The sequence below is a fragment of the Psychrosphaera ytuae genome, from assembly GCF_017638545.1.
Classification (GTDB): domain Bacteria; phylum Pseudomonadota; class Gammaproteobacteria; order Enterobacterales; family Alteromonadaceae; genus Psychrosphaera; species Psychrosphaera ytuae.
The window spans coordinates 2,389,438-2,414,142 of sequence record NZ_CP072110.1 but is presented as its reverse complement, the minus strand read 5'-3'; the positions used below and the strand labels follow the sequence as shown (position 1 = coordinate 2,414,142).

26 protein-coding genes are annotated in these 24,705 nt (G+C 42.6%); 1 reads left to right on the top strand and 25 read right to left on the bottom strand.

Annotation, left to right across the window (positions count from 1 at the left end; translation table 11 throughout):
* Positions 1-2 precede the first annotated feature (2 nt).
* Complete coding sequence (locus J1N51_RS10785; RefSeq protein WP_208831233.1) at positions 3-599, bottom strand: LysE family translocator; 597 nt, start codon at positions 597-599, stop codon at positions 3-5.
* 108 nt (positions 600-707) lie between these two features.
* Between J1N51_RS10785 and J1N51_RS10780 the strand changes: the two genes are divergently transcribed.
* On the top strand, positions 708-1,151 hold the full coding sequence (locus J1N51_RS10780) for an Lrp/AsnC family transcriptional regulator (RefSeq protein ID WP_208831231.1): 444 nt from the start codon (positions 708-710) through the stop codon (positions 1,149-1,151).
* Here J1N51_RS10780 and J1N51_RS10775 read toward each other — a convergent pair.
* The 24 genes from J1N51_RS10775 to mutL all read right to left on the bottom strand — a co-directional run bounded on the left by J1N51_RS10775 (position 1,132) and on the right by mutL (position 24,702).
* Positions 1,132-2,418, bottom strand: a complete 1,287-nt coding sequence (locus tag J1N51_RS10775; protein ID WP_208831229.1) for a sensor domain-containing diguanylate cyclase — start codon at positions 2,416-2,418, stop codon at positions 1,132-1,134. The two genes, J1N51_RS10780 and J1N51_RS10775, sit on opposite strands and share 20 nt — an antisense overlap.
* Complete coding sequence (gene alr / locus J1N51_RS10770; protein WP_208831227.1) at positions 2,396-3,499, bottom strand: alanine racemase; 1,104 nt, start codon at positions 3,497-3,499, stop codon at positions 2,396-2,398. Before alr ends, J1N51_RS10775 begins: the two co-directional genes overlap by 23 nt.
* An 8-nt stretch (positions 3,500-3,507) precedes the next feature.
* A complete protein-coding gene (gene dnaB, locus J1N51_RS10765) occupies positions 3,508-4,908 on the bottom strand; it encodes a replicative DNA helicase (RefSeq protein WP_208831225.1) in 1,401 nt (466 codons plus the stop codon).
* Positions 4,909-5,079: 171 nt separating this feature from the next.
* Entirely contained in the window at positions 5,080-6,045 is a 966-nt protein-coding gene (locus J1N51_RS10760; RefSeq protein ID WP_208831223.1) for a DUF4097 family beta strand repeat-containing protein, read from the bottom strand.
* Between the two features lie 15 nt (positions 6,046-6,060).
* On the bottom strand, positions 6,061-6,561 hold the full coding sequence (locus tag J1N51_RS10755; RefSeq protein ID WP_208831221.1) for a hypothetical protein: 501 nt from the start codon (positions 6,559-6,561) through the stop codon (positions 6,061-6,063).
* Positions 6,561-7,193: an RNA polymerase sigma factor gene (locus tag J1N51_RS10750; protein WP_232842788.1), complete on the bottom strand. Its 633-nt coding sequence runs from the start codon at positions 7,191-7,193 to the stop codon at positions 6,561-6,563. Before J1N51_RS10750 ends, J1N51_RS10755 begins: the two co-directional genes overlap by 1 nt.
* Before the next feature lie 127 nt (positions 7,194-7,320).
* Positions 7,321-7,773, bottom strand: a complete 453-nt coding sequence (rplI, locus tag J1N51_RS10745; protein WP_208831219.1) for a 50S ribosomal protein L9 — start codon at positions 7,771-7,773, stop codon at positions 7,321-7,323.
* A gap of 24 nt (positions 7,774-7,797) precedes the next feature.
* On the bottom strand, positions 7,798-8,025 hold the full coding sequence (gene rpsR, locus J1N51_RS10740) for a 30S ribosomal protein S18 (RefSeq protein ID WP_208831217.1): 228 nt from the start codon (positions 8,023-8,025) through the stop codon (positions 7,798-7,800).
* A gap of 10 nt (positions 8,026-8,035) precedes the next feature.
* Positions 8,036-8,341, bottom strand: coding sequence for a primosomal replication protein N (gene priB / locus J1N51_RS10735; protein ID WP_208831215.1), 306 nt, complete (start codon positions 8,339-8,341; stop codon positions 8,036-8,038).
* Between the two features lie 20 nt (positions 8,342-8,361).
* Positions 8,362-8,700 carry a 30S ribosomal protein S6 gene (gene rpsF / locus J1N51_RS10730; RefSeq protein WP_208831213.1) on the bottom strand — a complete coding sequence of 113 codons (339 nt, stop codon included), beginning with the start codon at positions 8,698-8,700 and terminating at the stop codon, positions 8,362-8,364.
* Positions 8,701-8,874: 174 nt separating this feature from the next.
* Positions 8,875-9,477 carry a TlpA disulfide reductase family protein gene (locus J1N51_RS10725; RefSeq protein ID WP_208831211.1) on the bottom strand — a complete coding sequence of 201 codons (603 nt, stop codon included), beginning with the start codon at positions 9,475-9,477 and terminating at the stop codon, positions 8,875-8,877.
* Positions 9,478-9,535: 58 nt separating this feature from the next.
* A complete protein-coding gene (locus J1N51_RS10720; protein ID WP_208831208.1) occupies positions 9,536-10,360 on the bottom strand; it encodes a substrate-binding periplasmic protein in 825 nt (274 codons plus the stop codon).
* A 26-nt stretch (positions 10,361-10,386) separates the two neighbouring features.
* Positions 10,387-11,133 (bottom strand): 23S rRNA (guanosine(2251)-2'-O)-methyltransferase RlmB, encoded by a 747-nt coding sequence (gene rlmB, locus J1N51_RS10715; protein ID WP_208831206.1) that lies wholly within the window; start codon positions 11,131-11,133, stop codon positions 10,387-10,389.
* A 42-nt stretch (positions 11,134-11,175) separates the two neighbouring features.
* Positions 11,176-13,713 (bottom strand): ribonuclease R, encoded by a 2,538-nt coding sequence (gene rnr, locus J1N51_RS10710; RefSeq protein ID WP_208831204.1) that lies wholly within the window; start codon positions 13,711-13,713, stop codon positions 11,176-11,178.
* 145 nt (positions 13,714-13,858) lie between these two features.
* On the bottom strand, positions 13,859-14,473 hold the full coding sequence (locus J1N51_RS10705) for a tetratricopeptide repeat protein (RefSeq protein ID WP_208831202.1): 615 nt from the start codon (positions 14,471-14,473) through the stop codon (positions 13,859-13,861).
* A gap of 124 nt (positions 14,474-14,597) precedes the next feature.
* Complete coding sequence (locus J1N51_RS10700; RefSeq protein WP_208831200.1) at positions 14,598-15,959, bottom strand: S41 family peptidase; 1,362 nt, start codon at positions 15,957-15,959, stop codon at positions 14,598-14,600.
* 168 nt (positions 15,960-16,127) lie between these two features.
* Positions 16,128-17,426: an adenylosuccinate synthase gene (locus J1N51_RS10695; RefSeq protein WP_208831198.1), complete on the bottom strand. Its 1,299-nt coding sequence runs from the start codon at positions 17,424-17,426 to the stop codon at positions 16,128-16,130.
* 121 nt (positions 17,427-17,547) lie between these two features.
* Complete coding sequence (locus tag J1N51_RS10690) at positions 17,548-17,730, bottom strand: DUF2065 domain-containing protein (protein WP_208831196.1); 183 nt, start codon at positions 17,728-17,730, stop codon at positions 17,548-17,550.
* 79 nt (positions 17,731-17,809) lie between these two features.
* On the bottom strand, positions 17,810-18,685 hold the full coding sequence (gene hflC / locus J1N51_RS10685; protein ID WP_208831194.1) for a protease modulator HflC: 876 nt from the start codon (positions 18,683-18,685) through the stop codon (positions 17,810-17,812).
* A 2-nt stretch (positions 18,686-18,687) separates the two neighbouring features.
* Positions 18,688-19,839 carry an FtsH protease activity modulator HflK gene (gene hflK, locus J1N51_RS10680; protein WP_208831192.1) on the bottom strand — a complete coding sequence of 384 codons (1,152 nt, stop codon included), beginning with the start codon at positions 19,837-19,839 and terminating at the stop codon, positions 18,688-18,690.
* Between the two features lie 109 nt (positions 19,840-19,948).
* Positions 19,949-21,238 carry a ribosome rescue GTPase HflX gene (hflX, locus tag J1N51_RS10675; RefSeq protein WP_208831190.1) on the bottom strand — a complete coding sequence of 430 codons (1,290 nt, stop codon included), beginning with the start codon at positions 21,236-21,238 and terminating at the stop codon, positions 19,949-19,951.
* Positions 21,239-21,380: 142 nt separating this feature from the next.
* Positions 21,381-21,629, bottom strand: a complete 249-nt coding sequence (gene hfq, locus J1N51_RS10670; protein ID WP_208831188.1) for an RNA chaperone Hfq — start codon at positions 21,627-21,629, stop codon at positions 21,381-21,383.
* Between the two features lie 79 nt (positions 21,630-21,708).
* Positions 21,709-22,638, bottom strand: a complete 930-nt coding sequence (gene miaA / locus J1N51_RS10665) for a tRNA (adenosine(37)-N6)-dimethylallyltransferase MiaA (protein WP_208831186.1) — start codon at positions 22,636-22,638, stop codon at positions 21,709-21,711.
* 21 nt (positions 22,639-22,659) lie between these two features.
* Positions 22,660-24,702 carry a DNA mismatch repair endonuclease MutL gene (gene mutL / locus J1N51_RS10660; protein WP_208831184.1) on the bottom strand — a complete coding sequence of 681 codons (2,043 nt, stop codon included), beginning with the start codon at positions 24,700-24,702 and terminating at the stop codon, positions 22,660-22,662.
* Between the last annotated feature and the right edge of the window lie 3 nt (positions 24,703-24,705).

Here is a 24,705-nt window from a genome sequence, read left to right as displayed (position 1 = left end):
TATTAAACGGGAATTAATACCGGAATCAAAGAGATGACTAATAATAACGCCATTATGCGGTTAAATAACAATAATGTTTTGGGCTCTTCCAATAAACGACGCAATTTATGACCCATCATGGCCCAAAGACTGACAGAAGGTAGATTCATTAAGAAGAAAATAAATGACACGTAAACAATAGTTAAAATCGCCTTGTCAGGAGCATACACACTCACTGCAGTTAAAGCCATCGTCCAAGCTTTTGGGTTAACCCACTGAAACAGCACGGCTTGCATGAAGGTCATCGGTGTTCCTGATGCGTCATGCTCTGAAGCTTTACTACTATTGGCTATTTTGTAAGCCAAATATAACAGGTAAATAACACTAAATACTTTGAGGATCAGATAGCTTGACGGCCACATATTAAATAACTGAACGACACCAACTCCTACCATCAACAACATAAAACTAAAACCGAGCGCTACGCCCATCAAATGAGGAAGTGTGCGTTTAATACCAAAAGTTGCACCTGAGCTCATCAACATCAAATTATTGGGTCCTGGTGTTATTGACGACACCAAAGCGAACACCATAAGTGCGGTTATCATTTCAAAGGTCATTACTGTTCTCTGCTTAATTATTTAACGCTAGATAGTTTATTGGATTGGCGTCGCAAGGTGCTTGCGTTTATTGTTGAAAGGCAACAAAAAACACAATTAAGCACGACTATGGATAAGATAAACGAAAGAATATTGCAACACTTAAAAAGAGATGGTCGAATTACCAATGCTGAGCTCGCAGAGTCAGTCGGGCTTAGCCCATCTGCTTGTTTAAGGCGAGTACAAGAACTCGAAAAGTCAGGGATAATAAAAGGCTATCGGGCTGTTCTGGCGCCTGAAAAATTAGGGATTCAGTTTATCGCCTATGTCACTGTTGGTCTCTCGTCACATACTAAACAAGCACAGGCAGCATTTGAACAAGCCATTGCTGGCACGCCTGAGGTATTGGAATGCCATAATGTAACCGGTTCGTTTGAGTACTTACTGAGGGTAGAAACGGCGAGTTTAACCAGCTACAAACAGTTTCACACTGATGTATTAGGAGACATTCCTGAGGTCAATACTATAACAACCCTCGTCGTTATGGACTCACCTAAGGATGATCGTAGTTAGCGACAGATATTTTATTACGTCCGCTGTTTTTTGATTGATACAAAGCAACATCAGCTAATTTGAGGTAGTGCCTTAATAAATCCACTCCTTCCTCAGCAACGGCAATGCCGAAGCTACAAGTGACCTGAATAGACAAGTCATCCTTGATGATGGTCACATGTTTTTCAATTAACTGTCGAAGGTTTTCTATTTTTTGAATCATCAGAGGTAGACTATCCCCTTCAAGCAAGATGACAAACTCTTCGCCACCCATTCGCGACACTAAGTCTCTGGTACGGATATTATCAACTAAAATATCGGCTAAGGATTTTAGTACGACATCACCTACATCATGACCGTGAGTGTCGTTTACGTTTTTAAATCGATCTATGTCCATAACAGCAACAACAAACGACTTTTCGTTGTGTCTTGCCAAGTTTATAAAACGCTCACCGTCTTGATTTAACCCACGTCTGTTCAATACTTCTGTCAGAGCATCTGTTTTAGCTAATTTCTCTAAGTTAAACGCTTTGTCTTTTATTTTAGTGATGTCACGCTCTATTGCAGCGTAGTGAGTGACGACGCCTGAGTCGTTTTTTAATGGTACGATATTAACGTCAATCCAATACGGTTGGCCTGATTTTGTATAATTGATGATTTCTTCCCGAACTGGCTTACCTTGACTCAAGCACTCAATAATGTGCTTTTTGGCGACTGGGCTTGTCTTTTCACCCTGAACTATGTCGGTTGTGCGACCAATCGCCTCTTCATATGAATAACCAGTCAATCGCGTAAACTCTTTATTTACATAAACAATTGAAGGTCCGCTTCCTTTAAGGTCAATGGCATCACTGACAATCACGGCGTCATTGGCATGTTCTACTACTTCTTTAAACGGAATGAGTTCTTTTTGTGCAGTGATATTAGTAAACGTCACGACGTAGTGATAAGTGCCTTTTCGTTCGGTAGGAGATTTATACGCATCACACAAAAACCAGTACAGGCAATTTTCCAAATGATTAAAAACGCCAATTTCATAATTTTCGATGGGCTCATCAGAGTGCGCGGCTAAATAGCCCGGGTATTTTTCAAATGGAAGGGGCTCACCAAATTTATCGACGATTTGCCATGTCGGTTGTACCAAGCGCCGTGAATCTACTTCACAAACCAACCCGAGCCATGCTATTGCTTTTCCGTTAGCATAAGTGATTTCGGCATCAACATTAAATGCTATGATACCGACACTTAGGCCATCTAGTAGTTGCTCATGGTTGATTTTTAACTTCATTTACACCCTGTAAAAACTGCTTTTCAACTCGCCCTGTAACACCACAAAGTAGCTCGTAAGGAACGGTTTCAGCATGCTCTGCTATATATTCTATGGGTAACACCTCTCCCCAAAGTATAGCTTCGTCTCCAACTTTTACGTTAGATTGCGTACCTATTTCTACGCTAATCATATCCATTGAGACGCGTCCCGCCAAGTAATATGTATCATTATTAATCACTACAGGGGTGCCGTTTCTTGCATTTCGTGGGTAACCATCACCATATCCTATCGCAATGACAGCTAGGCGAGTGTCTTTTTTAGCGGTCCAAGTCGCCCCATAACCGACCGTCTCACCTTCTTTGATGTCTCTTACAGCAATAACGCTCGACTTTAATGTCATCGCTGGCATCAGACCAAAATCAATGGCCGAAGTCGCTTCAATAGGAGATACCCCATACAGCATGATGCCTGGTCTAACCCAATCTTGGTGTGAGTCAGGTAAAGATAATATAGCCGCAGAATTAGCAAATGATGATTCGCCTTGATGCTGCTCTAAAAGCTCAGTAAATAAAGCAAATTGTTGCTGATTTAAAGGATGGTGTACTTCATCAGCACAACCAAAATGACTCATTAGAATAGGTGTGCCTAGTACGTTAGTATGGCCTTTCAGACTACTCATTGCTGAGGAAACCTCTTCAGGTCGAATGCCTAAACGGTTCATCCCTGTATCGACTTTAAGCCACACACGAATTGAACGAGGTAAATCCGCTGCCAAAAAGCTTTCTAACTGGGCCTGCGTATGCAAAACAGTATCTAATCCCAAATTTGCAATGATATGTAATTCGCCTGCTTCAAAAAAACCTTCAAGCAAAACGATGGGCTTAGTTATCCCGGCAGCTCTTAACGCTACGGCCTCACTCAAACGAGCAACCCCAAATGCGTCCGCCTCGTTTAGTGCCATGGCAATTTGAGTTGTGCCATGACCATAGGCATTAGCTTTTAACATAGCTAACACTTTACTATTTGGCGCGTGTTTTTTTACGACTTTTAAGTTGTGCTGAATTGCACCTAGGTTAATCTCGGCAACGGCTATTTTCATTTCTGCGATTAATCCTCGATGAATGCGTTGCCAGCATAGTTATCAAATCGAGAATAATGCAATTGAGTCGTTAAGCGAATACGTCCGATAGGACCATTTCGGTGTTTACCTATGATAATTTCTGCGGTGCCTTTATCTGCTGAATCTTCGTGATATACCTCATCACGGTAAATAAACATGATCAAATCGGCGTCTTGCTCGATTGAACCAGATTCACGAAGGTCTGAGTTAACTGGGCGTTTATCGGCACGTTGCTCTAGGCCACGGTTAAGCTGAGCCAGTGCAATGACTGGAATATTTAATTCTTTTGCTAGTGCTTTTAATGATGCAGAGATATCGGCAATTTCTAACGTACGGTTATCTTTGAATTCTGGAGAGCGCATTAGCTGTAGGTAGTCGATCATGATCATAGACAAACCACCGTGTTCTCGAGCAATTCGACGTGCACGTGAACGCACTTCTGTCGGTGTTAGACCTGATGAATCATCAATGTATAACTTACCCTTTTCTTGCATTATGCCCAATGTACTCGCCAGTCGAGCCCAATCCTCATCATCAAGGTTACCTGTACGAACTTTCGTTTGGTCAATACGACCAAGTGATGCCAACATCCTCATCATGATCGAATCAGCAGGCATCTCCAAACTAAACACTAACGCAGGTTTGTCTGACGTTAAGGCTGCTGTTTCGACTAAGTTCATCGCAAAGGTGGTTTTACCCATCGAAGGACGAGCGGCAACAATGATCAAATCCGACGGTTGGAAACCACTGGTCATCTTATCTAGGTCTTGGAATCCACTCGTTAAGCCGGTAATACCGTCATTATCGGTACGCATTAGCTCTTCGATTTTGTCTACCGTTGAAGTCAAAATGGAGTTGAGGTCTTTTGGGCCATCATTGGCGTTTTCACGTTGCTCAGCAATTTTAAAGACTCGTGATTCTGCAAAATCTAATAGTTCTTCAGAACTTCTGCCTTCTGGGTTGTAACAGGCGTCAGCAACTTCATTTGCGGTGCCGATCAACTCTCTGACAACTGCACGTTCGCGTACGATTTCTGCATAGGCAACAATATTGGCTGCACTCGGTGTATTTTTAGCAATCTCACCCAGATAAGCAAAACCACCAACATCTTCAAGTTGTTTATCTTTTTCGAGTGCTTCCGAAACAGTAATCAAATCAATTGGGTTGTTTTGCGTCATTAATGACGCCATTGCAGCAAAAATAGCTCTGTGCTGACGTAGGTAAAAGTCGTCTTTAACCACTTTTTCGGCGACACGGTCCCAAGCATTATTGTCCAACATCAAACCACCTAATACCGATTGTTCGGCTTCGATTGAATGCGGTGGAACCTTGAGTGAATCAACCTGTTGCTGTTGTTCTTTCGACGGTTTGTACGATGACTTTGCCATGAATTTTGGGACCTAAATCTACGGAATTGATTTGCTAGACAGACTCGCCATTTTAGGGGCAATAACCTTAATGCGCAATAGCGAAACTATGATCGGTAGGGCCTACTCAATAAACAAAAATGTCGCTATAAAAGCGACATTTTTAATTATTTTGGGGTTGGTAGTTGGCTGTTATTTTTTCATTAATTTAATGTCGCCCGATACCGTATCAATTTCCACTTCAATCGGCTCCGAACCAATATTCAAACGAAGTGACTCACCCGGTCCATATCGCTCTTTTTTAGGTCGTTGACCATTGATCTTATTGGTAATGTCACCACCAGAATGAGCTTCGACATTTATTGTTCCAGCAAAACTTTTATCAAATGTTAAGTTTGCATCCCCGCCTACCGTAGAAATGTATATTTTGGCATTGCGTTGAGTGCGAAGCTCTACATCCAAATCACCATTCACAGTGTTAATTTCAAGCTCTTTGATATTGCGAAGATTCAAATCCATATCACCGTTTACGTTGTTGACACTTAACTCCGCTGCATCTGTGGCTGTATTTATATCACCATTAACGGCTTCAATTTCTAATTCACCTTGGCTATCGCGATCTTCAATTTCGCCATTAACCGTCATGAGCTTTATTTTACCCTCTAATTTCGTAGAAAAGATTTTGCCATTTACGGTCTCTAAGCTAACTCTCTTAGTCAAGCTAGACGCTTCAATATCGCCGTTTACGGTATTGATGCGACTGCCGCCATGAACATCGTTAACCTTAACGTTAGTATTAACGCCCTCAAATCGTACGTCATTTTGCTTTGGTAACCAGAAAGTTAAATTAGAACCTGCGTCACTCTTCCAGCTACCCCAGCGTTGTTGAGGCATATACACTTTAAACACGACTCGGCCATTACTCTCTTCAAATTGATATCCTTCGGCATCGTCATCTAGCTCTCCAGTGACTTTTACTTCATTTTTATCCCAGCTTTTTATTTCGACCTCACCGCTCATGACGTCGATCGATACTCGGCCATCACTGTTTGTTTTGACTATTTGATCAATTTTCTCACCTGCTAATACCGGTGCAGTAACCAGCGCCAACAGTGCAAGTAAAGATAAGTTTGTTACGGTTTTTGCTATATTTTTCATATTATTTTACCCACTTTAAATTTGTTTAAATTTGGACTGATGGCTTTTCGCTATAACATCCAATTGTTGTTGATAGACTTGATTTAGCATTTTCATTAACGCTGGGTCTTGTGGTTGATGAATTAATGCCTCTTTTAGCGCGCTTTCAGCTTCTTCCAACTCTGCTAATGTTGTACGCCAGTGTTCATTCACACTTTGATGGCCACTGACTTGCCTTAACATGTTGCGCTTTTGAATTTCAAAACTAGCGCTGACTGGAGCTAACCACTCTGGCCCCTGCTGTACTGCAGGTTGATTATTCATTAATACCCCCGCCAGTATTGCGATTGGCGCAATTGCAGCTGCTACCGCTCCCCAATGCACCTCAAAAGAATTTTTTACTTTTGTTGACTTAGGTTGCTCCTGCGGGACATGAGCAATCGCTTGCTCGATGCCTTGCCAAAGGTCCCGTTTAGGCTCCATTTCTTTAGGCAAAGTCTCAACTAACCTATCCAATTCAGTTTGAGTTTGTTTCATTATGCAACCACTCCACTATCTATCTCTTCTTGATGCAAAGACATTTGTAATAATTGTTTGGCCCTGTGGTATTGCGCCTTACTCGAGCCAACAGCGATATTGAGCTCTTTACTTATCTCTTCGTGGCGCCAGCCCTGAATCGCAAACAATACAAATACAATCCGCGCTTGTTGTGGCAAAGCGGCAATATGTTTGTCCAAACCACTTCGCGATAGCGTGAAATCACTCTGTTCGTCCGACGTCGGCACATTTTCAATGATTTCCGTTGCCATACTTTCGTCTGATTTTACAAACCAGGATTGCCACCAGCGTTTTTGTTTACGCATATGATTTATGGCAACGTGACTCGTTACAGAGTACAACCAGGTACTAAATTTACTCTCGCCCTTAAAGTTATGGATTTTTTGCCAAACTTGGACAAATACCTCTTGGGTTATGTCTTCTGCCACCTCTGCATCACTCGATAAGCGGTAACTTAGGGCATAGACTTTTTTACCATAACGTTCGTACAGGGGACGCAATGCCTGTTGTTGGCCTTGTTTAAGTTGTTCAACCCAATGCCATTCTTCAGAATCAGGCGGAGAGCCTGAATTTTTATGAAATGCATTGGATTCAATTACTTGTCCTGTCACTAGAATTCCAATCTCTTTGCTCGTTGATTTAATAGATTAGTCACCATCAAATCACTAAAGGTTTAAATGGGCAAAAAAAAACACCGCATATGCGGTGTTTTTTTGTATTTAGAAGAAAACTTCTAAATTATGCTTCAGCAATAACAACAACGTTTACGTTGGCCATTACTTCTGCGTGCAATTGAACAGCAAGTTCGAACTCGCCAGTTTCACGGATTGCACCTTCAGGCATTTTAACTTCAGCTTTAGCAACTTCAACGCCAGCCGCTGTGATCGCATCAGCGATGTCACGAGTGCCGATTGAACCGAATAGCTTGCCTTCGTCACCCGCTTTAGATGCGATAGTGATCGCTTCTAATGCGTTTAACTTTTCAGCGCGCGCTTCTGCTGCAGCTAGTTCTTCAGCAACTTTCGCTTCTAATTCAGCGCGACGTGCTTCGAACATTTCTAAGTTTGCTTTAGTTGCTGGAACAGCCTTACCTTGTGGGAAAAGGAAGTTACGAGCAAAACCAGCTTTAACTGTTACGTTGTCACCAAGAGAACCTAAGTTGGCAACTTTGTCTAAAAGGATTACGTTCATGTGTATTAACCTCTTATGCCAATCTTATTGATGTAAATCTGTGTAAGGTAACAATGCTAAGAAACGCGCGCGTTTGATTGCACGTGCTAATTGGCGTTGGTACTTTGCACTTGTACCAGTGATACGGCTAGGTACGATTTTACCGCTCTCTGTAACGTAGTTACGTAGAGTTGATAGATCTTTGTAATCGATCTCTTTTACGCCATCTGCTTTGAAACGGCATACTTTACGACGTCTGAAATAACGTGCCATTAGTAGTCTCCTAATTGAGTCTTTCTATTTGTTGAGCATGAATTGCAATAATGGCTTGGCCGTTTTTGCTTTCGTGGCGGTTTAAAAACCCACTCACTTTTACTTCATCACCCACAATAAAATGTTTGGTTAACTGCTGCTGTTGTTCTCCGCAAGTTACAACGTGAATTCGGACGTACGCGTTGCGATTAAATCCGTCTTCCTGTTGTTGTGATCTGTGTTCAATTGAAAATTGTCCGTGGACCACACCTGCAGGGCTGGTAGAAAACTTCGGCGATTTACAAACTTGGCCAGTAATAACTAGCTGATTTAACACCTAAGCGTTCTCCGTTTAAATTAAGCAGCTTGTTCTTTTTTCTCTTCTTTCGCTAAAGGAGAAGCTTCAGTAACAGCTACGTCTTTACGGATAGTCAAGCTACGTAAAACAGCGTCGTTGTAACGGAAAGTTTCTTCTAACTCAGCGATAACTTCACTTGGTGCTTCAACATTCATAAGAACGTAGTGCGCTTTGTGTAGTTTCTCAATTGGATAAGCTAATTGGCGACGACCCCAGTCTTCAAGACGGTGAACAGTACCATTTGCTTCTGTAACTAGACCAGTATAACGCTCGATCATACCAGTAACTTGTTCACTCTGGTCAGGGTGAACCATGAAAACGATTTCGTAATGACGCATCGTTAGATTCCTTATGGATTAGTAGCCTTATCGACAAGCTCAGCCACACTTGAACAAAGGCAAGGAACAAAATTATTAATAGCTGATTTGGGCGCGTAATTATACGGGTATTTGGCAGGGTTACAAGCGCTTTGTCGGAATTTTAATCAACAGAGCGCTGGAGTTAATTAAGTATTAAGACTGGGTGTCGTCTTCTTTATTTTCCTCACCCTCAGGGACTTTAGGTTTAGGGTTTTCCATCTCATCTTTTAGTTGCTCATATGCTGCTCTGAGTTGAGGATCATTCGGGTCAAACGCGGTATGACGATAGACAATTTCACCGTCTTGATTAACGAAGATGGTCGTAGGTGTGCCCAGTACACCAAACGCCTTGGCAACATTATCTCCCTCGACTAGCACTGGTAAATAAAGTCCTCTTGCTTCCATTTCTTCGGCTGGTTTAGCGCCATCATTTTCCCAAAAGCTAACGGCATAAGTTGGAATGCCTACATCAATGTAATCTAACGCGATGTAATCCAAGCCTGGCTGAAATTTTTTACAATATGGACACCAGGTCGCCCAGAAAGTTAACACATAGGGTTGTCCGGCTAGATCTGCCGAGCTGACATTGCCGCCTTTACCATCTTTCAAAACCCATTCAGGGGCTTCATCTAATTTGACGATTGGATTGCCATCTTCATCCAGTTCTACTTCAGGGTCTGAGGCGTTTGCATGAAGCGCAACAGACATTAACAATACAAAAAGGACTGACACCAACAAGGTGAAGGTATGTTTCATAATTAATTTTTGCCAATAAAAAAGCTTAGGTTGTTAAAATTATAGACCAGAGTGTTGGTTATTTTTGTTCAAGAATGCTTGCCATAGTGCCATTATCTTTCAAAGTTTGGATGGCTTCTAGAATCCGCGCTTTCACGTCAGCACTTACTCTATTGGACTTTTGGCTAAGGCCGATATGGACCTGATCGCCAGCCTGACTAAACATTTGATAGGTAAACTTGTCTTTATTTATACCTTGTTCAGCCATTATGTCCTGAATCGTAATCAAGGGTGCCACAAAACCATCTATGCGTTCTCGTTCTAGTAACTGTAACCCCGAGCTAAGACTAATCACGTCAATAAATTCGCTATTCTCGAACGACTTCGCTATCGTCGTTGGAAGGATATAACCACGCTCATAAGCAATAACTACATTACGTGCGCGTTCTATTTTAGATTTGTGCTTTGGTAGATAAAAAACCGCAATGGGCGCTCTTGGGGTGTATGCCAGTAAATCCATATAGGCCGCACGTTCGTCGGAATAGAGTAATCCAGGCATAACATCTATCGCACCAGATTTCATTAACGCTAAACATTGGCTAAAGCTATCTCTTTGAGGCTCTTCAAGCTCAATACCTGCGGTCTGTAGCACTTGATACAAAAAATGAGTATGCCGACCTAACCATTGTTTTTTACCCTGTTCGTTTATGACATAGGGCCTAAAATCAACACAACTTCTCAGAGATAGTTGTATTGTTTTATCCACCACTGCTGCACTTTTTTTACTTGGTTTAGCAACTGCTTGTGGACTGGGCATCAAAGTAAACAAAACCGTTAGCGTTAGTAATAACGTAACGGCTAATCGACTTAAATTTGACTTTGAATGCCCAACAACGGAGAACATAGATAACTCTTCCGATCTGGTTTTAATTAGCGTCGCTGACGAACAGCTTCATACAAAATGACTCCGGTCGCAACCGAGACATTTAAACTCGAAACCGAACCCGCCATTGGAATTTTAACTAGTTCATCACAGTGCTCACGAGTTAAACGACGCATACCTGTCCCTTCTGCTCCCATAACAATAGCTAAGGGGCCAGAAAACTTCATTTCAAACACATCTGCCTCTGCTTCACCCGCAGTGCCGATGATCCAGACATTGTTATCTTGTAAAAGTTTAAGGCTGCGAGCAAGGTTAGTTACGACATATAGAGGCATAACTTCTGCAGCCCCACAAGCCACTTTACGAGCAGTGCCGTTGAGCTTTGCCGACTTATCTTTTGGTACGATAACACCGTCAATACCTGCAGCGTCAGCGGTACGTAATACAGCACCTAAATTATGTGGGTCTGTCACACCATCTAACACTAATAAAAATGGCGGCTTATCTCGATTTTCAACCGACTTCAGCCACATTTTTAAATCGCCTTCGTCTTTTTGTTTGGCCGCTTTTACGCGAGCGACAACCCCTTGGTGTTGTTCGCCCTTACACTTGTCGTCTAGTGCTTTTCTAGATGTATACTGAACTGAAATACCCAGCGCATAGGCCTCATTTACAATCGGGCTGACTCGCTCGTCCTCGCGACCTTTCAATACGAATAATTCTATCACTCGTTCAGGCTCATTTTGAATTATGGCCGTTAAGGAATGAATGCCGTAAGCTATTTCTGAACTCATAGTTTTCTCTTTTACTGCAACCCTCATTAAGGGTGTTTTAAATTATTTCTTTTTGCGCTTGTTTGTTTTCTTTTTAGACTTACTTGCGCCAGTTTCTTGTTTTTTCTTAGCGATCCGTTTAGCCGCACGTGATTTAGGCTTGCGCTTTGGCTTACGTCCAGAGTCTTCTCTATTCGACTTGGTACCACCTTTTTTGGCGCTTTTACCGCGTTTACCTTTATGTGCGTCTCCATGGCCTGACTTTTCAGTGTCTTCACGCTGACCAGGTACATCACCACGACGCAATTGCTCACGCACACTCATCGCCGCATTTTCAGTACGTGCTTGATTAGATCGACTGCGATTAGGTTTATCAGAGCTCGCCTTTCTTGCATCTAGTTTAGTCGATTTTTTTCGACCTCTTCGAGAATCAGCTAACTCAAAATCAATTTGTTTATCTTCGAGGTTAACTGACACCACTCTCACTGTGAGCTCATCACCCAGTCGATACACTTTGCGGGTGTTTTCACCTACAAGTGCACCTCGCTCAGGACTGTAATTGAAGTAGTCGTTACCCAGTGCAGTAATATGAACCAATCCTTCTATATGCAAATCGGTCAATCGCACAAATACACCAAAATTCGTAACCGAGGCAATCACACCTTCGTATTCTTGGTCGATGTGGTCTTGCATAAATTCGCATTTTAACCACGATTCTACATCTCTCACCGCCTCATCAGCACGTCGCTCGGTCATTGAACATTGCTCACCTAGCTCATCGAGTTCGTCTTCGGTATATGCGTAATGACCATGCACTTTTTGCTTTTGTTTGTGCAAAATAGCTTTGATTGCCCTATGAACAATTAAATCCGGATAGCGACGAATCGGTGAGGTAAAGTGTGCATAACCTTCCAGCGCTAACCCAAAATGGCCAATATTATCTGGTTGATACACAGCTTGGCGCATACTTCGGATCATCATGGTTTGAATGAGCTCACCATCTGGACGATTTAAATATTCGTTAACTTGGCTCGACAACTCTTTTGGAGTTGGCTCATCTGAAAATGTTAGCTCACCGCCCAGTTCCGCCAAAAACGAACGGAAGGTTGCAAGCTTGCTCGGATCAGGCTTGTCATGCACACGGAATAAGGCATGACCATCGTGTTTCTCAATGAACTTAGCAGCAGCGACATTTGCCATAATCATGCATTCTTCGATGATTTTATGAGCATCGTTGCGCTCTACGACTTCTACATGATCAATTTTTTTGTGAGCATTAAATATAAATTTTGGCTCAACAGTCTCAAACTCAAAAGCCCCTCGCTCCGAGCGAACCTCTTTTAATGCTTGATACAAACGATACAGCTCTTGAACATGTGGCCACACTCCACGATACCTTTCTTGAAGATCAGTATCTCCTTCTAACATTGCGGCAACCTTGGTATAGGTTAAGCGCGCATGCGAATGCATGACCGCTTCATAAAATTTGAAGCCAGATAATTTTCCTTTTTGCGAGATGGTCATCTCAGCAACCATACACAGTCTGTCGGTTTGTGGATTGAGAGAACACAAGCCATTAGATAGTGCTTCAGGCAACATTGGGATTACTTTTGATGGGAAATAAACCGAGTTACCTCGGTCAATTGCTTCTTCATCAAGATCAGTTCCAGTTCGGACATAATGAGATACATCGGCGATCGCAACAAACAAGCGCCATCCACCAGATTTTTTCGGCTCACAATATACTGCATCATCAAAGTCACGAGAGTCCTCACCATCTATCGTTACTAATGGGAGGTCTCGTAAATCAATTCGGTCGGCTTTATCTTTTTCTTGTACCTCAGACGGCAGTTTATTGACAAAGCGCTCTATGCTCTTTGACCACTGAAATGGAATTTCATGATTGCGAAGCGCTATATCCACTTCCATTCCGGGTGCCATGTGTTCGCCTAGTACCTCGGTTACACGTCCAATTGCAGAACTTCGTTTACTCGGACGTTGAGTCAACTCAACGATCACCATGTGACCGTGTCGAGCGTCCATTTGTTCGCCCGATGGAATAATTATTTCTTGGTTTATTCGACCATCATCAGGGATCACAACTTGGGTGTTTTGTTCGACAAAATAGCGGCCAATAATAGGTGCAGTGCGCGGCTCTTTGACACTAATAATTCGAGCTTCCGTCTTGCCCTTATATTCACCAATGGGTTGAGCCAAAACTTTATCACCGGGCAACAAGCTGCGCATTTGGCTATGGCTGATATACCAATCACTTTTATTGTTAGTTGCGCCTTCTGGTTGTAAAAAGCCAAAACCGTCCCTATGACCGAGTACGCGACCTTGAATTAAATCCGTTGCTGAAGGAATTTGATATTTTTTGAATTTGTTAAACAGCAACTGTCCCTCTCTTTCCATCGCGCGAAGGCGACGCTTAAGGGCCACAACAGAATCCGGATCTGAAATCTTGCAGAGTTTGGTTAATTCACTAAAAGAGAGAGGCTGGTCGTGTTGTGCCATCGCTTCGAGGATGAATTCGCGACTGGCAATAGGCTTGTCGTACTTTTCTTTTTCCCGAGAATAATTCGGGTCGTTTTTTGGCATTAATATTCCGTTTTTACTGTAAATTAATAATGATTAGTTTTCCGCGCGTAGTAAATTACGCTGACATATGGCAAGTATATCAATAGTTGTGCGATTGTGTGGCAGAGATTTGTTGATTTTTTAGCTTATTATTATGAATGTTTTGTTAATACGCTCTTGCTTTAGCAGCTTTTACCGCCTTTGGGTGCATGAGTTGTTCTAATTTTTTTAGCTTTTGTGCCGCTTGGTTATGGATTTTTTTGTCTGCAATAACCGCATGGTGCAGCCATCGATAAGCATTTTCAAAGTCATACGGACTACCATTTCCCTCTAACTGCATATCGATTAAGCGCAATTGTGCATTCAGGTTACCAAGTTCGGCTGCTCTAAGAATATAGGTGTACGCTTTTTCTTCGTCTTTTTGAACAAATGTGCCTTGATGGTAGTAACGTCCGAGCTGTTCTATTGCCGCGACAAGGCCTTGTTTTGCCGACTCGCGGATATAGTACATGCCTAATTCAGCGTCGCGGTCCACACACACGCCCCACGCAAGCATGTCACCGTACAAAAACTCATACGCAGGTAAATGAAGCTTAACTGCCCGGTCCTCAATATCGCGAGTCAATTGGCAACGGTCCGCTTTAACCCGCTCTAGGTGCTTGTTTTTCTTAATTAAGTCTAACAGCTCATCTTGTGTATATATTTGTACCGCTTGCAACGGCTCTTCTGCTCGAGTAAAAAACGAGACCATTAAAAGTGCAACGACAAACCAATATTTCATAATCTTTCCAAACAAAAATGCTTCAGTATCTGACAAAGCGTTCCGTTAAACCTAATACGAACAACTTTATCAAATATACTGAAGCAAAGTTTAGTCCAGTTTTTATCTTCGAAGCAAATGCGCTTTAAATACGGTTTTGACCCGCAAATGGACCCTCGCGCCAATCAACTGTTGGTTTCTTAAAGTCAGGTATTGATTGGCTGCTTGCATTAGTTGAACAGGCGCCAGTTTCTAAGTACGTCAGCCCCTCAGCCAATAATGGGTCATTGACATCACCCCAATCACCAACCACCTTCTCAACCGCTCTACATTGTGGCTGCAAGCCATCATAGTAATCGCCAAACGACTCTGAGTTTTGACTTTCAAAGTTAATCGCAAAAACAACGTCGTTACATATATTTTGAGGTGCCATGCCTACCGGTTTACCGCACGTTGTATCGCCAATTTGAACCACATCAATGTGAGGGGCCAATCCGTTAATAACAAGTTCACTTGAAGAACAACTCATTTCGGAAGTTAAAACAACGACACGGTTCAAGTCGAGTTGGCTTATGCCCTGTCCTAAACCAAAGTAGAGGGTTTGGTTTTGGCTCGACTTACTATCGTTGTAGGCATAAGTTACAAACACATCATTTTCGACATTAGTACCGGCGATCTGGGTGCTTAATTGATTGGCAACGCGGATCAAACCACCACTGTTGTACCGCAGGTCTAACACTAATTCATCGACACTCTCTTGCTGTAATGTCGCAAAAGATGTTTCTAATTCTGTTTCAGAGATCTCATCAAAAGAATTAAACGCAATGTAACCGACTTTGGCAGCCTTACCATCGATAGACGCATCAAGTGTATCAGTCGCCATCACTGTGTTTGCGGTGATCTTTCCTTTGGTAATCTCGCCTTGACGTTGTTCGCCTGTCGATTTTGTAAAATCTATGACGATGGAGTATCCCTCTTCATTTGGGCCAAAATAATCATTAAAGGTTTTGCTACCCGCTTCGACTTCGGCAATGATTTGAGACATAGGAATGTCATTAATCGCCGTAATAGTATCGCCTCTGCGCAAACCTACTTGATATGGAGTTCCTTCAGTATACGTATAGCGGATCAGCAGGCCTGTTTTGTCTTCGTTAATTTGATGTGAAAAGCCATAACCAAAAAATTCACTTTTTTGATAGGCATCATATTGAGCCGTCGTCATCGAAAAACTAAAGCGGTCTTTACTGACACCTGAAATTAACGCATTCAAGGCATTTGGAATATCGGGTTGAGATTCAGGATTAAAAGAACTTGGTAAGTCTTCGTTCCAGAAATACCAATCTTTCATATAGTTATACAACTTTTGATTGGCATCGGGAGCCGAACAATTGGCATAACCGGTATTTTGATCGTTTAGGGCTTGTCCATCGCCAGAACCTGAGCCACCACAGCCTGATAATAAGGCACTAGTGACGGCAACGAATACGAATTTACTTGGCTTAAACATCTACACCTCTGTACATCTGTTGTCTCTCCTTGAACAAAAGTCCTTACATAGCGTTAAATTATACGAACACCCAGAATTTAACGCTTAATATTTCAGCGCCCAGAATACAAAAAAAGCCGTCCGAAGACAGCTTTTTGTTAGATAAATTGGTTATAGAAGTGTTACCAATTATTCACCGAACGGGTTACGTAGAATAAACGTTTCGCTGCGGTCTGGACCAGTAGAAATAATATCCATTGGCACACCAGTGATTTCTTCTAAACGTTTGATGTAGCTTTGAGCCGCTTTAGGAAGCTTGTCGAACTCAGTAACACCGAACGAGTTTTCAGACCAACCTGGTACTGTTTCGTAAATAGGCTTAGCTTTTTCGTAACCTTCTGCCGCCATAGGTGGTACATCTACAACTGAACCATCTTCTAACTCGTAACCAGTACAGATCTTGATTTCTTCCAAACCGTCTAATACGTCAAGTTTAGTTAAACAGAAACCTGTGATTGAGTTAAGTTGGATAGCGCGTTTCATTGCAACAGCATCAAACCAACCACAACGACGCTCACGACCTGTTGTCGCACCGAACTCGTGACCTTTAGTACCTAAGTGATTACCTACTTCGTCGTTTAGCTCCGTAGGGAATGGACCTGAACCAACGCGAGTCGTGTATGCCTTAACGATACCTAAAACGTAATCGATGTGACAAGGACCAAAACCAGCACCTGTCGCTACACCACCAGCCGTCGTGTTTGAAGATGTTACATATGGGTATGTACCGTGGTCGATGTCAAGTAACGTACCTTGTGCACCTTCGAATAAGATTGATTCGCCCGCTAGACGTGTTTTGTCTAGTAGGTCAGTTACGTCAACAACCATAGCTTTTAGCATATCTGCTACAGCCATTGCATCGTTGTACGTCTTATCAAAATCTACTGCTTCAACACCGTAGTAGTTCACAAGAGCAAAGTTGTGGAAGTCCAATACTTCTTTTAGCTTTTCTTTGAATAACTCAGGGTTAAATAAATCACCTACACGCAAACCACGACGAGCAACTTTGTCTTCGTAAGCTGGACCGATACCACGACCGGTTGTACCGATTGCTTTGTTACCACGCTTAATTTCACGCGCTTGGTCTAGCGCAATGTGGTAAGGCAGAATTAGTGGACATGCTTCAGAGATAAGAAGGCGTTCTTTAACTGGAACACCACGCTCTTCAAGCATAGTCATTTCTTTTAATAACGCTTCTGGAGATAATACAACGCCGTTACCAATGATACATTTAACACCATCGCGTAATACGCCAGAAGGAATTAAGTGAAGAACGGTTTTTTCACCGTTGATAACAAGAGTATGGCCAGCATTGTGACCGCCTTGATAACGCACTACATAAGAAGCCTTATCTGTCAGTAGGTCTACAACCTTACCTTTACCTTCGTCACCCCATTGGGTGCCTAAAACAACAACGTTTTTGCCCATATTTATATCACTCAGAAAAAATTAGGCGGGGATTCTATCAAAAATATGGTGTAAAGATCACCCGTTTTTCGGAATTTCTCAGTAAAAACTTCTAGACGTCTGAGTTTTTACAAGCAGAACATTACCTTAGCAGTAACATGAAAATTCCAATAACAAATAAGATCAGACCAACATGGCGAACAGTCGAAACAGGCTCATTCGCTAATTTTTTGATATACCCTTGCCAGGTTTTGGGAAACAGCAGAGGCATCATGCCCTCGACAATTAACACCATTGCTATTACTAATATCCAATCTATTTGCACAACTGTCTCTCATTCACATTGAAATTAAAAAGGGCTCATCAGAGCCCTTTCATGAAATAATTGTAGTCTATCTGACCAGTTATTTACCGCTTGTCGTTTTCATGTAACGGAAAAAGTCACTGTCTGGCTCAAGAACTAAGATGTCGTTCTTGCTGTTAAAGCTATTTGTGTAGGCTTCAAGGCTACGAACAAAAGAGAAAAACTCAGGGTTTTTGTTAAACGCATCTGCGTATACTTTTGCCGCCATTGCATCGCCTTCACCGCGAAGGGTTTGTGCTTCGCGCTCAGCTTCTGCCAACATAACCGTGATACGTGCATCAACATCGGCACGAATAATTTCGGCTTTCTCACGTCCTTCTGAGCGGTGTGCTTTCGCCACTTCTTGACGCTCAGTACGCATACGTTCGAAAATCGAGTTACTCACTTTAACCGGTAGGTTAATTTGCTTAACACGAACATCGAGTACTTCGATACCTAGGTCACTTGAACTACGCGCTGCGATAATAGCTTGTTGCATTAGCTCTTGACGCTCACCAGACACGATTTCTTTGATAGTACGAGAACCAAAAGCGGTACGAAGACCATTATTTACTTTCTGATCTAGTAGACGCTCAGCATTTGCTTTAATACCACCAGTAGCGAGGTAGTAAGTTGCAAAATCAGAGATACGCCACTTAACAAATGAGTCAACGATTAAGTCTTTTTTCTCAACCGTTACGAAACGGTCTGGTTCACCGTCTAGTGTTTGGATACGTGCATCTAGGGTTTTTACGCGTTCCACAAGAGGAAGCTTAATGTGTAAACCCGGCTCATTGACCACTGGCGCACCAGTGTCATCACGCTTTACTTTACCAAACTGAATAACAATACTGCGCTCGCCTTCTTTCACCACAAATAGTGATGAAAAAGTCATTAGAGCAAAAACAGCAATTAGAATTACGCTAAATGATTTCATAATTAGTCTCGGCCTCCGTTAAAACGGTCACCACGGCTCGAACGTGTATTCGGTAGTGGCTGGCTCGTGTTGTTAGAAGAACCTGTGTTGTACGTATTGGTAGGACGCTGAACCTGTGTAGGCGCAGTACCCTGTTGCTGCATGATCTTATCAAGTGGTAGATACATCATGTTGCCAGTGCCTTTGGTATCAACTAGTACTTTTGAAGTACTTGATAGGACCTGTTCCATCGTTTCTAAATACAAACGTTGACGAGTCACTTCCGGAGCGGCTTTGTACTCTGGTAATAGCTGTTCAAACTTAGCAACCTGACCTTGAGCGGTTAGAATTTTACCTTGTTTGTACGCCGTTGCTTCTTGAACCATACGGTTTACTTGACCACGAGCACGTGGTTCAACTTCACTTGCGTATGCTCTTGCTTCGTTTACGTAACGTACTTCGTCTTCACGAGCTGCGATAGCGTCATCAAAAGCGTCTTTTACTTGCTCTGGTGGACGCGCATCTTTGAAGTTGACGTCAACAACAGCTAGACCTAGTTTGTAAGGCTCGATGATTGCCTCTAACTCATCTCGTGTGCTCTGACGAACAATTTCACGGCCTGACGTTAAGATGTCATCCATTTTTGAGTTACCAATAACAGAACGCAAGGCACTATCTGTTGCTTGGCGTAAGCTGTTTGTAGGATCTGGTACCGAGAACAAAAATTCTTGTGGGTTAACTACTCGGTACTGAACTTCCATTTCAACCTGAACTACGTTTTCATCTTCTGTAAGCATGAAGCCTGCAGCCGGAATTGTACGTACCGTTTGGATGTCAACTGGGATAACTGTATCTATGAAGGTTGGGTTGAAACGCAAGCCCGGCTCTTTAAGCTCGTGGAATTGACCAAACCGCAAAACAACACCGCTTTCTGCTTCGCGAAGGGTATACCAACCTGACAAGAACCAAATAACAATAGCGACGATGAGAACCAAACCGATTCCAAATCCACCTTTAGGCGTTCCGCCTTTGTTGTCATTTTTGCCACCAAACAAACCGTTAAAGCGGTTGCCTAGATCTTTAAATAACTCATCAAGCTCAGGTGGCCCCTGATCTTTACCACCGCGGTTTTTCCACGGATCATTATCGTTTTTTCCCGGCTCATTCCAGGCCATAAAACTCTCCAGTTTCAATCAATATTAATTATTGTTAATTTAGCAAACTCGGTAAAATAACTCTATGTAATATCTCAATTACTCGTAACGAAGTTTGTCAAATCTGTATTTAGTGGCTGACTTGCCATTTTTCAATGTTATAACCGAGCTGTTTATTCAACTTTGCTTGGTCAATTTTACTGATTCTCACTTGTAAAACAAACTGACCCTGCTCATCAATGTGCTCTTCATTGACTCCATTGAGCTGATAAAGTTCTGCTCTTAGTTTCCCCTCACTTGGTGGCAAGACGAGTTGAGTATCCCACATCGCCAGCCCAAGTAACTCAGAAATTGCTTGTAACAGCAGGTCAAGTCCCTGCTCTTTCTGTGCCGTCAACCAAACTGAAATAGGCTTGCCTTCGTCATCTCGCTCAATATGTGGTTGCGCATCTTCTATTAGGTCGATTTTATTAAACACTAAAAGCTGTGGAATATCGTCAGCTTCAATTTCGGTAAGCACTTCATTGACCTGAAAAATATTGTCACTCTTTCGAGGGTCAGCAACATCAATAACATGTAGTTGCAAGTCAGCTTCGCGTGTTTCTGTTAGTGTGGCTTTGAATGCCGCAACTAAGTCGTGTGGTAAGTGTCTGATAAACCCTACCGTATCCGCCAGAATCGTCTCACCAACATCGTCAATGTCTATCTTTCTCAAGGTCGGATCAAGTGTCGCAAACAACTGATCAGCAGCGTATACATCAGCCTCTGTTAATGCGTTAAACAAGGTTGATTTACCCGCGTTGGTATAACCTACCAAAGACACTGTCGGTACCTCGGCCTTCTTGCGACTGCGACGGCCTTGCTCGCGTTGTTTCGATACTTTGGCTAGTCGACCTAATATGTGATTAATACGCGCTCTCAATAACCGGCGATCAGTTTCCAACTGGGTCTCACCTGGTCCACGAAGACCAATACCACCTTTTTGGCGTTCTAAGTGAGTCCAGCCCCGGATTAGACGGGTTGAAATATGTCGAAGCTGTGCAAGCTCGACCTGAAGCTTACCTTCGTGTGTTCTGGCTCGCTGGGCAAATATATCTAAAATCAAACCCGTTCGGTCCAGTACCCGACATTTAAAAAGCGCTTCTAAGTTGCGCTCTTGAGATGGTGAGAGCGCATGATTAAAGATCACAATATCCGCGCCTTCTGCTTGCACCGTGTCAGCAATTTCTTGAGCCTTACCAGAGCCTACGTAATACTTTGCATCAGGAGAGTGGCGTGTAGTCGTACACACTGCCAAAGTCGATACACCCGCTGACGAAACCAACAGGCCAAGTTCTTCTAAATCTTCACGGTCATTTTCAGATGAAAAATTAACGTGAACTAAAACGGCTTGTTCACCGCCTTCGTACCTATCAAACAAATGGGTATCCTACTTAGTAAATGGTGTTATTTTATTGATCTATTTTTACAGATACATAAACGCAAAAAGGAATACGACAATCGTATTCCCTTTGCGTTATACCGTTGTTATGCAAACTTCGATTAAACAGAAATCTTTACGATTATTCTGAGTCGTCGTTATTACCTGCATAGTGCGGATTCGTTTGGAACGGTCTGGCTGGAACAATTGTAGAAATTGCGTGCTTGTAAACCATTTGACTTAGTGTGTTTTTCAGCAAAATGACAAACTGATCAAATGACTCTACTTGGCCTTGTAATTTGATACCGTTCACTAAATAAATCGAAACGGGAATGCGCTCACGACGTAATGCATTCAAAAACGGGTCTTGTAAAGACTGCCCCTTAGCCATTGTCTGTGTTCCTTCTCTTTATTAGTGTTATTTTTATAATTGTCTTGCAAATTAGCCGATTAACTACATTAGCTTAAGATTAGCTTAGCGAGTTTAAAATTCGTTGCAAGTTTTCTTTTGTTTTTCCTATTTCTAGGTACGTAACCTGCTTCCAACTGCGAAGCCAAGTTAATTGTCGTTTAGCCAGTTGCCTAGTTGCCACGACGCCCCTAAAAATCATTTCGTCCCTATCTAATTCGCCTTCTAAATATTGCCACATTTGGCGATATCCAACTGAACGAATCGCGGGTAAATCCATATGTAAGTCGCCACGAGCGTGTAGGCGTTTGACTTCTTGTTCAAACCCCTGTTCCAGCATAATGTGGAACCGTTGCTCGATGCGTTCATGAAGCACCGATTTGTCTTCACACATAAAAGCAAACTGCTTTATGTCATATGGTATCGGCTGCTTTTCCTCAGACATTAATTGGGTCATTGTCTTACCCGAAATCAGGTAAATCTCGTACGCCCTATTTATCCTTTGTGGATCATTCGGGTGGATACGATTTGCTGAATCAGGATCAACTTCGGCCAATTTTTCATGTACATACTGCCAACCGTGCTGATTCGCGAGGGTCTCAATCTCTGCACGAATCTTTGGGTCAGCTTCTGGTAACTGAGAAATACCTTCAACCAGGCTTTTAAAGTACATCATTGTTCCACCGACCAAAATAGGGGTTTTCCCTAATTGGAAACTTCGCTCTATAGCCGCAATTGCATCACGTCTAAAGTCGGCAGCGGAGTATACTTCGGATGGATCAAGAAAGCTTATAAGTTGATGAGGATATTGTTTTAGCTCCGCTTCTGTTGGCTTTGCAGTACCAATATCCATGTCGCGATATATAAGGGCTGAATCGACACTAATCAAGTCACCATTAATTAAATCTGACAATTGCATAGCTAAATCCGTTTTGCCAGAGGCTGTGGGTCCCATAATTGAGATCACAGTTTTGTTATTTGGTTGACTCATTAACGTGAGGTACTCGCCTTATTATAGCGCCAGCCATTGTAACAGCTGCCTTCCTTCAAGTGGTTTAGCCAGCTGCTTCAATCGAGAGCGGTGTGAATCGGTTGAGGTAAGTATACGCAACTCTTGAATAATTTTCTCTAAATCATTTACGCCAGTAGCGGGCTTGACCAAAAGCTCTACAATTTGCTGTTCCGAAATAAGTTCGCTGGGATGTTTTTTCACCATCAATCTCAGCAACTCAGCAAAAAACTCGGGTAACGCATGATTGTTATTTTTACTTCGAATAAAACTCGGCACTTGCTTTATGATCAAAAAGTTATTGTGTTGTTTGAAACCAAAACCGATCCCCTCAAGCAGTGAATCGATTTGTTTAAGGTTGCTTAGCTCTTCTGGCTCAAGCCTAATTCGGATTGGTACCAATAAAGGAGCTGGCTCTTTTTGTTCAACGCTCAAGGAACTTAGGGGTTGTTGACCAACGTCGTCTTTGGTGTCATTTGACCAACTTAATAGTCTACTTACTCTGCTGGCCCATACTTGTTGTTCAAACCAAAACAACACTGCGTCACCTTCAACACTTAAAACTTGCAAAGTGTCCTTGGAAATATCCGATTGGATAGAAGAAACACTCTGTGGCGTACGCTCTAGGTGACCTACCGAGCCTAATTTTGACAAGTTTTTATCATTAGACTGTATTTCAGTTCCTATAGTGCATTCGTCTAACTGTAATTGAGTCAATGAAGATCTATTCTGGTATTCAGTGCCCGTAGACTTCGGCTTCAAACCTGGAAAACTGGTTGTCGAACTCATGGGAGATGGTGTTGACCTCTCTTTTGCGACAAGAGCTGAACGCTCTATTTGAGTTTCGTTAACTGCGGTTTGGTAATTTTGTGGTGTCACTAACCAGTCTGGCTTCACCTGTTTTTGTGATTCTGTTTGAACTTGACCGACGTACTCTGATGACCTTTGCACTTCTGGTTGTGTTGATTGATCACTTACAGCTTGGAAATCCTTATCGCTATCTATAGGAACTGGCTCCTCCAGCATCGAGGCTCGACTAAAATCCTGGATGCAGTCTTGAAATGCAGTCACTATGAGGTCGTGTAACAACCGAGCGTGATGGAATCTCACTTCGTGTTTGGCCGGATGAACGTTTACATCCACTTCATCCGCGGGTAGCTCAATAAATAACACATACTCAGGCTGTTGTTCAGCGTGCAAGCTGTTGGCGTATGCTTGGCGAATCGCATGCTGGATGAGTTTATCTCGCATCATTCTGCCGTTAACAAACGCATACTGTGCCGGGTTGACGGATTTACACATGTCAGGGCGACAAGCCCACACAGAGATATTTATTTGGTCATATTGCACCGACCGAACACTCGTCATCTCCAAAAAGCCGCTGCTTATAACTTCTGAAATTCTGCCTGATTGCACTGAAATTGCATCATCTAAGTGGCATTGACTGCGATATCGTTTGACTGTTTTACCATTGTGTTTGAGCACAAAAGTAATTTCTGGTCGGCTCATTGCAATTCGACGGATAAGCGTTTCGATATGGCTAAATTCAGTCTTTTCAGCACGTAAGAATTTGCGGCGAGCAGGGGTGTTAAAAAATAAGTCTATTACCTCGACCGAAGTGCCGTTTGGGTGTGCTGCGGGTTTTACATCAACCGCCATATCTAGCCCTTCAGCAATGGCGGACCAAGCTTCATTTTGTGTTTTGGGTTTGGAGGTAATTGTCAGCCGAGACACTGAGCTAATCGACGCTAAAGCTTCACCGCGAAATCCCAATGAGACAATCGCCTCAAGGTCTTCAATATTAGCAATTTTGCTAGTTGCATGACGAGACAAAGCCAAAGCGAGTTGATCTTTGGGAATGCCTTTACCATCATCTTTTATCAAGATTTTTTTGTGTCCGCCACGCTCTATGTCTATCTCGATTTTAGTAGCGCCAGCATCCAAAGCGTTTTCAACGAGTTCTTTGACTACTGAGGACGGACGTTCCACTACTTCGCCTGCCGCAATTTGGTTGGCCAGTTGCGGTGGTAATATTTGAATCGTCATAAT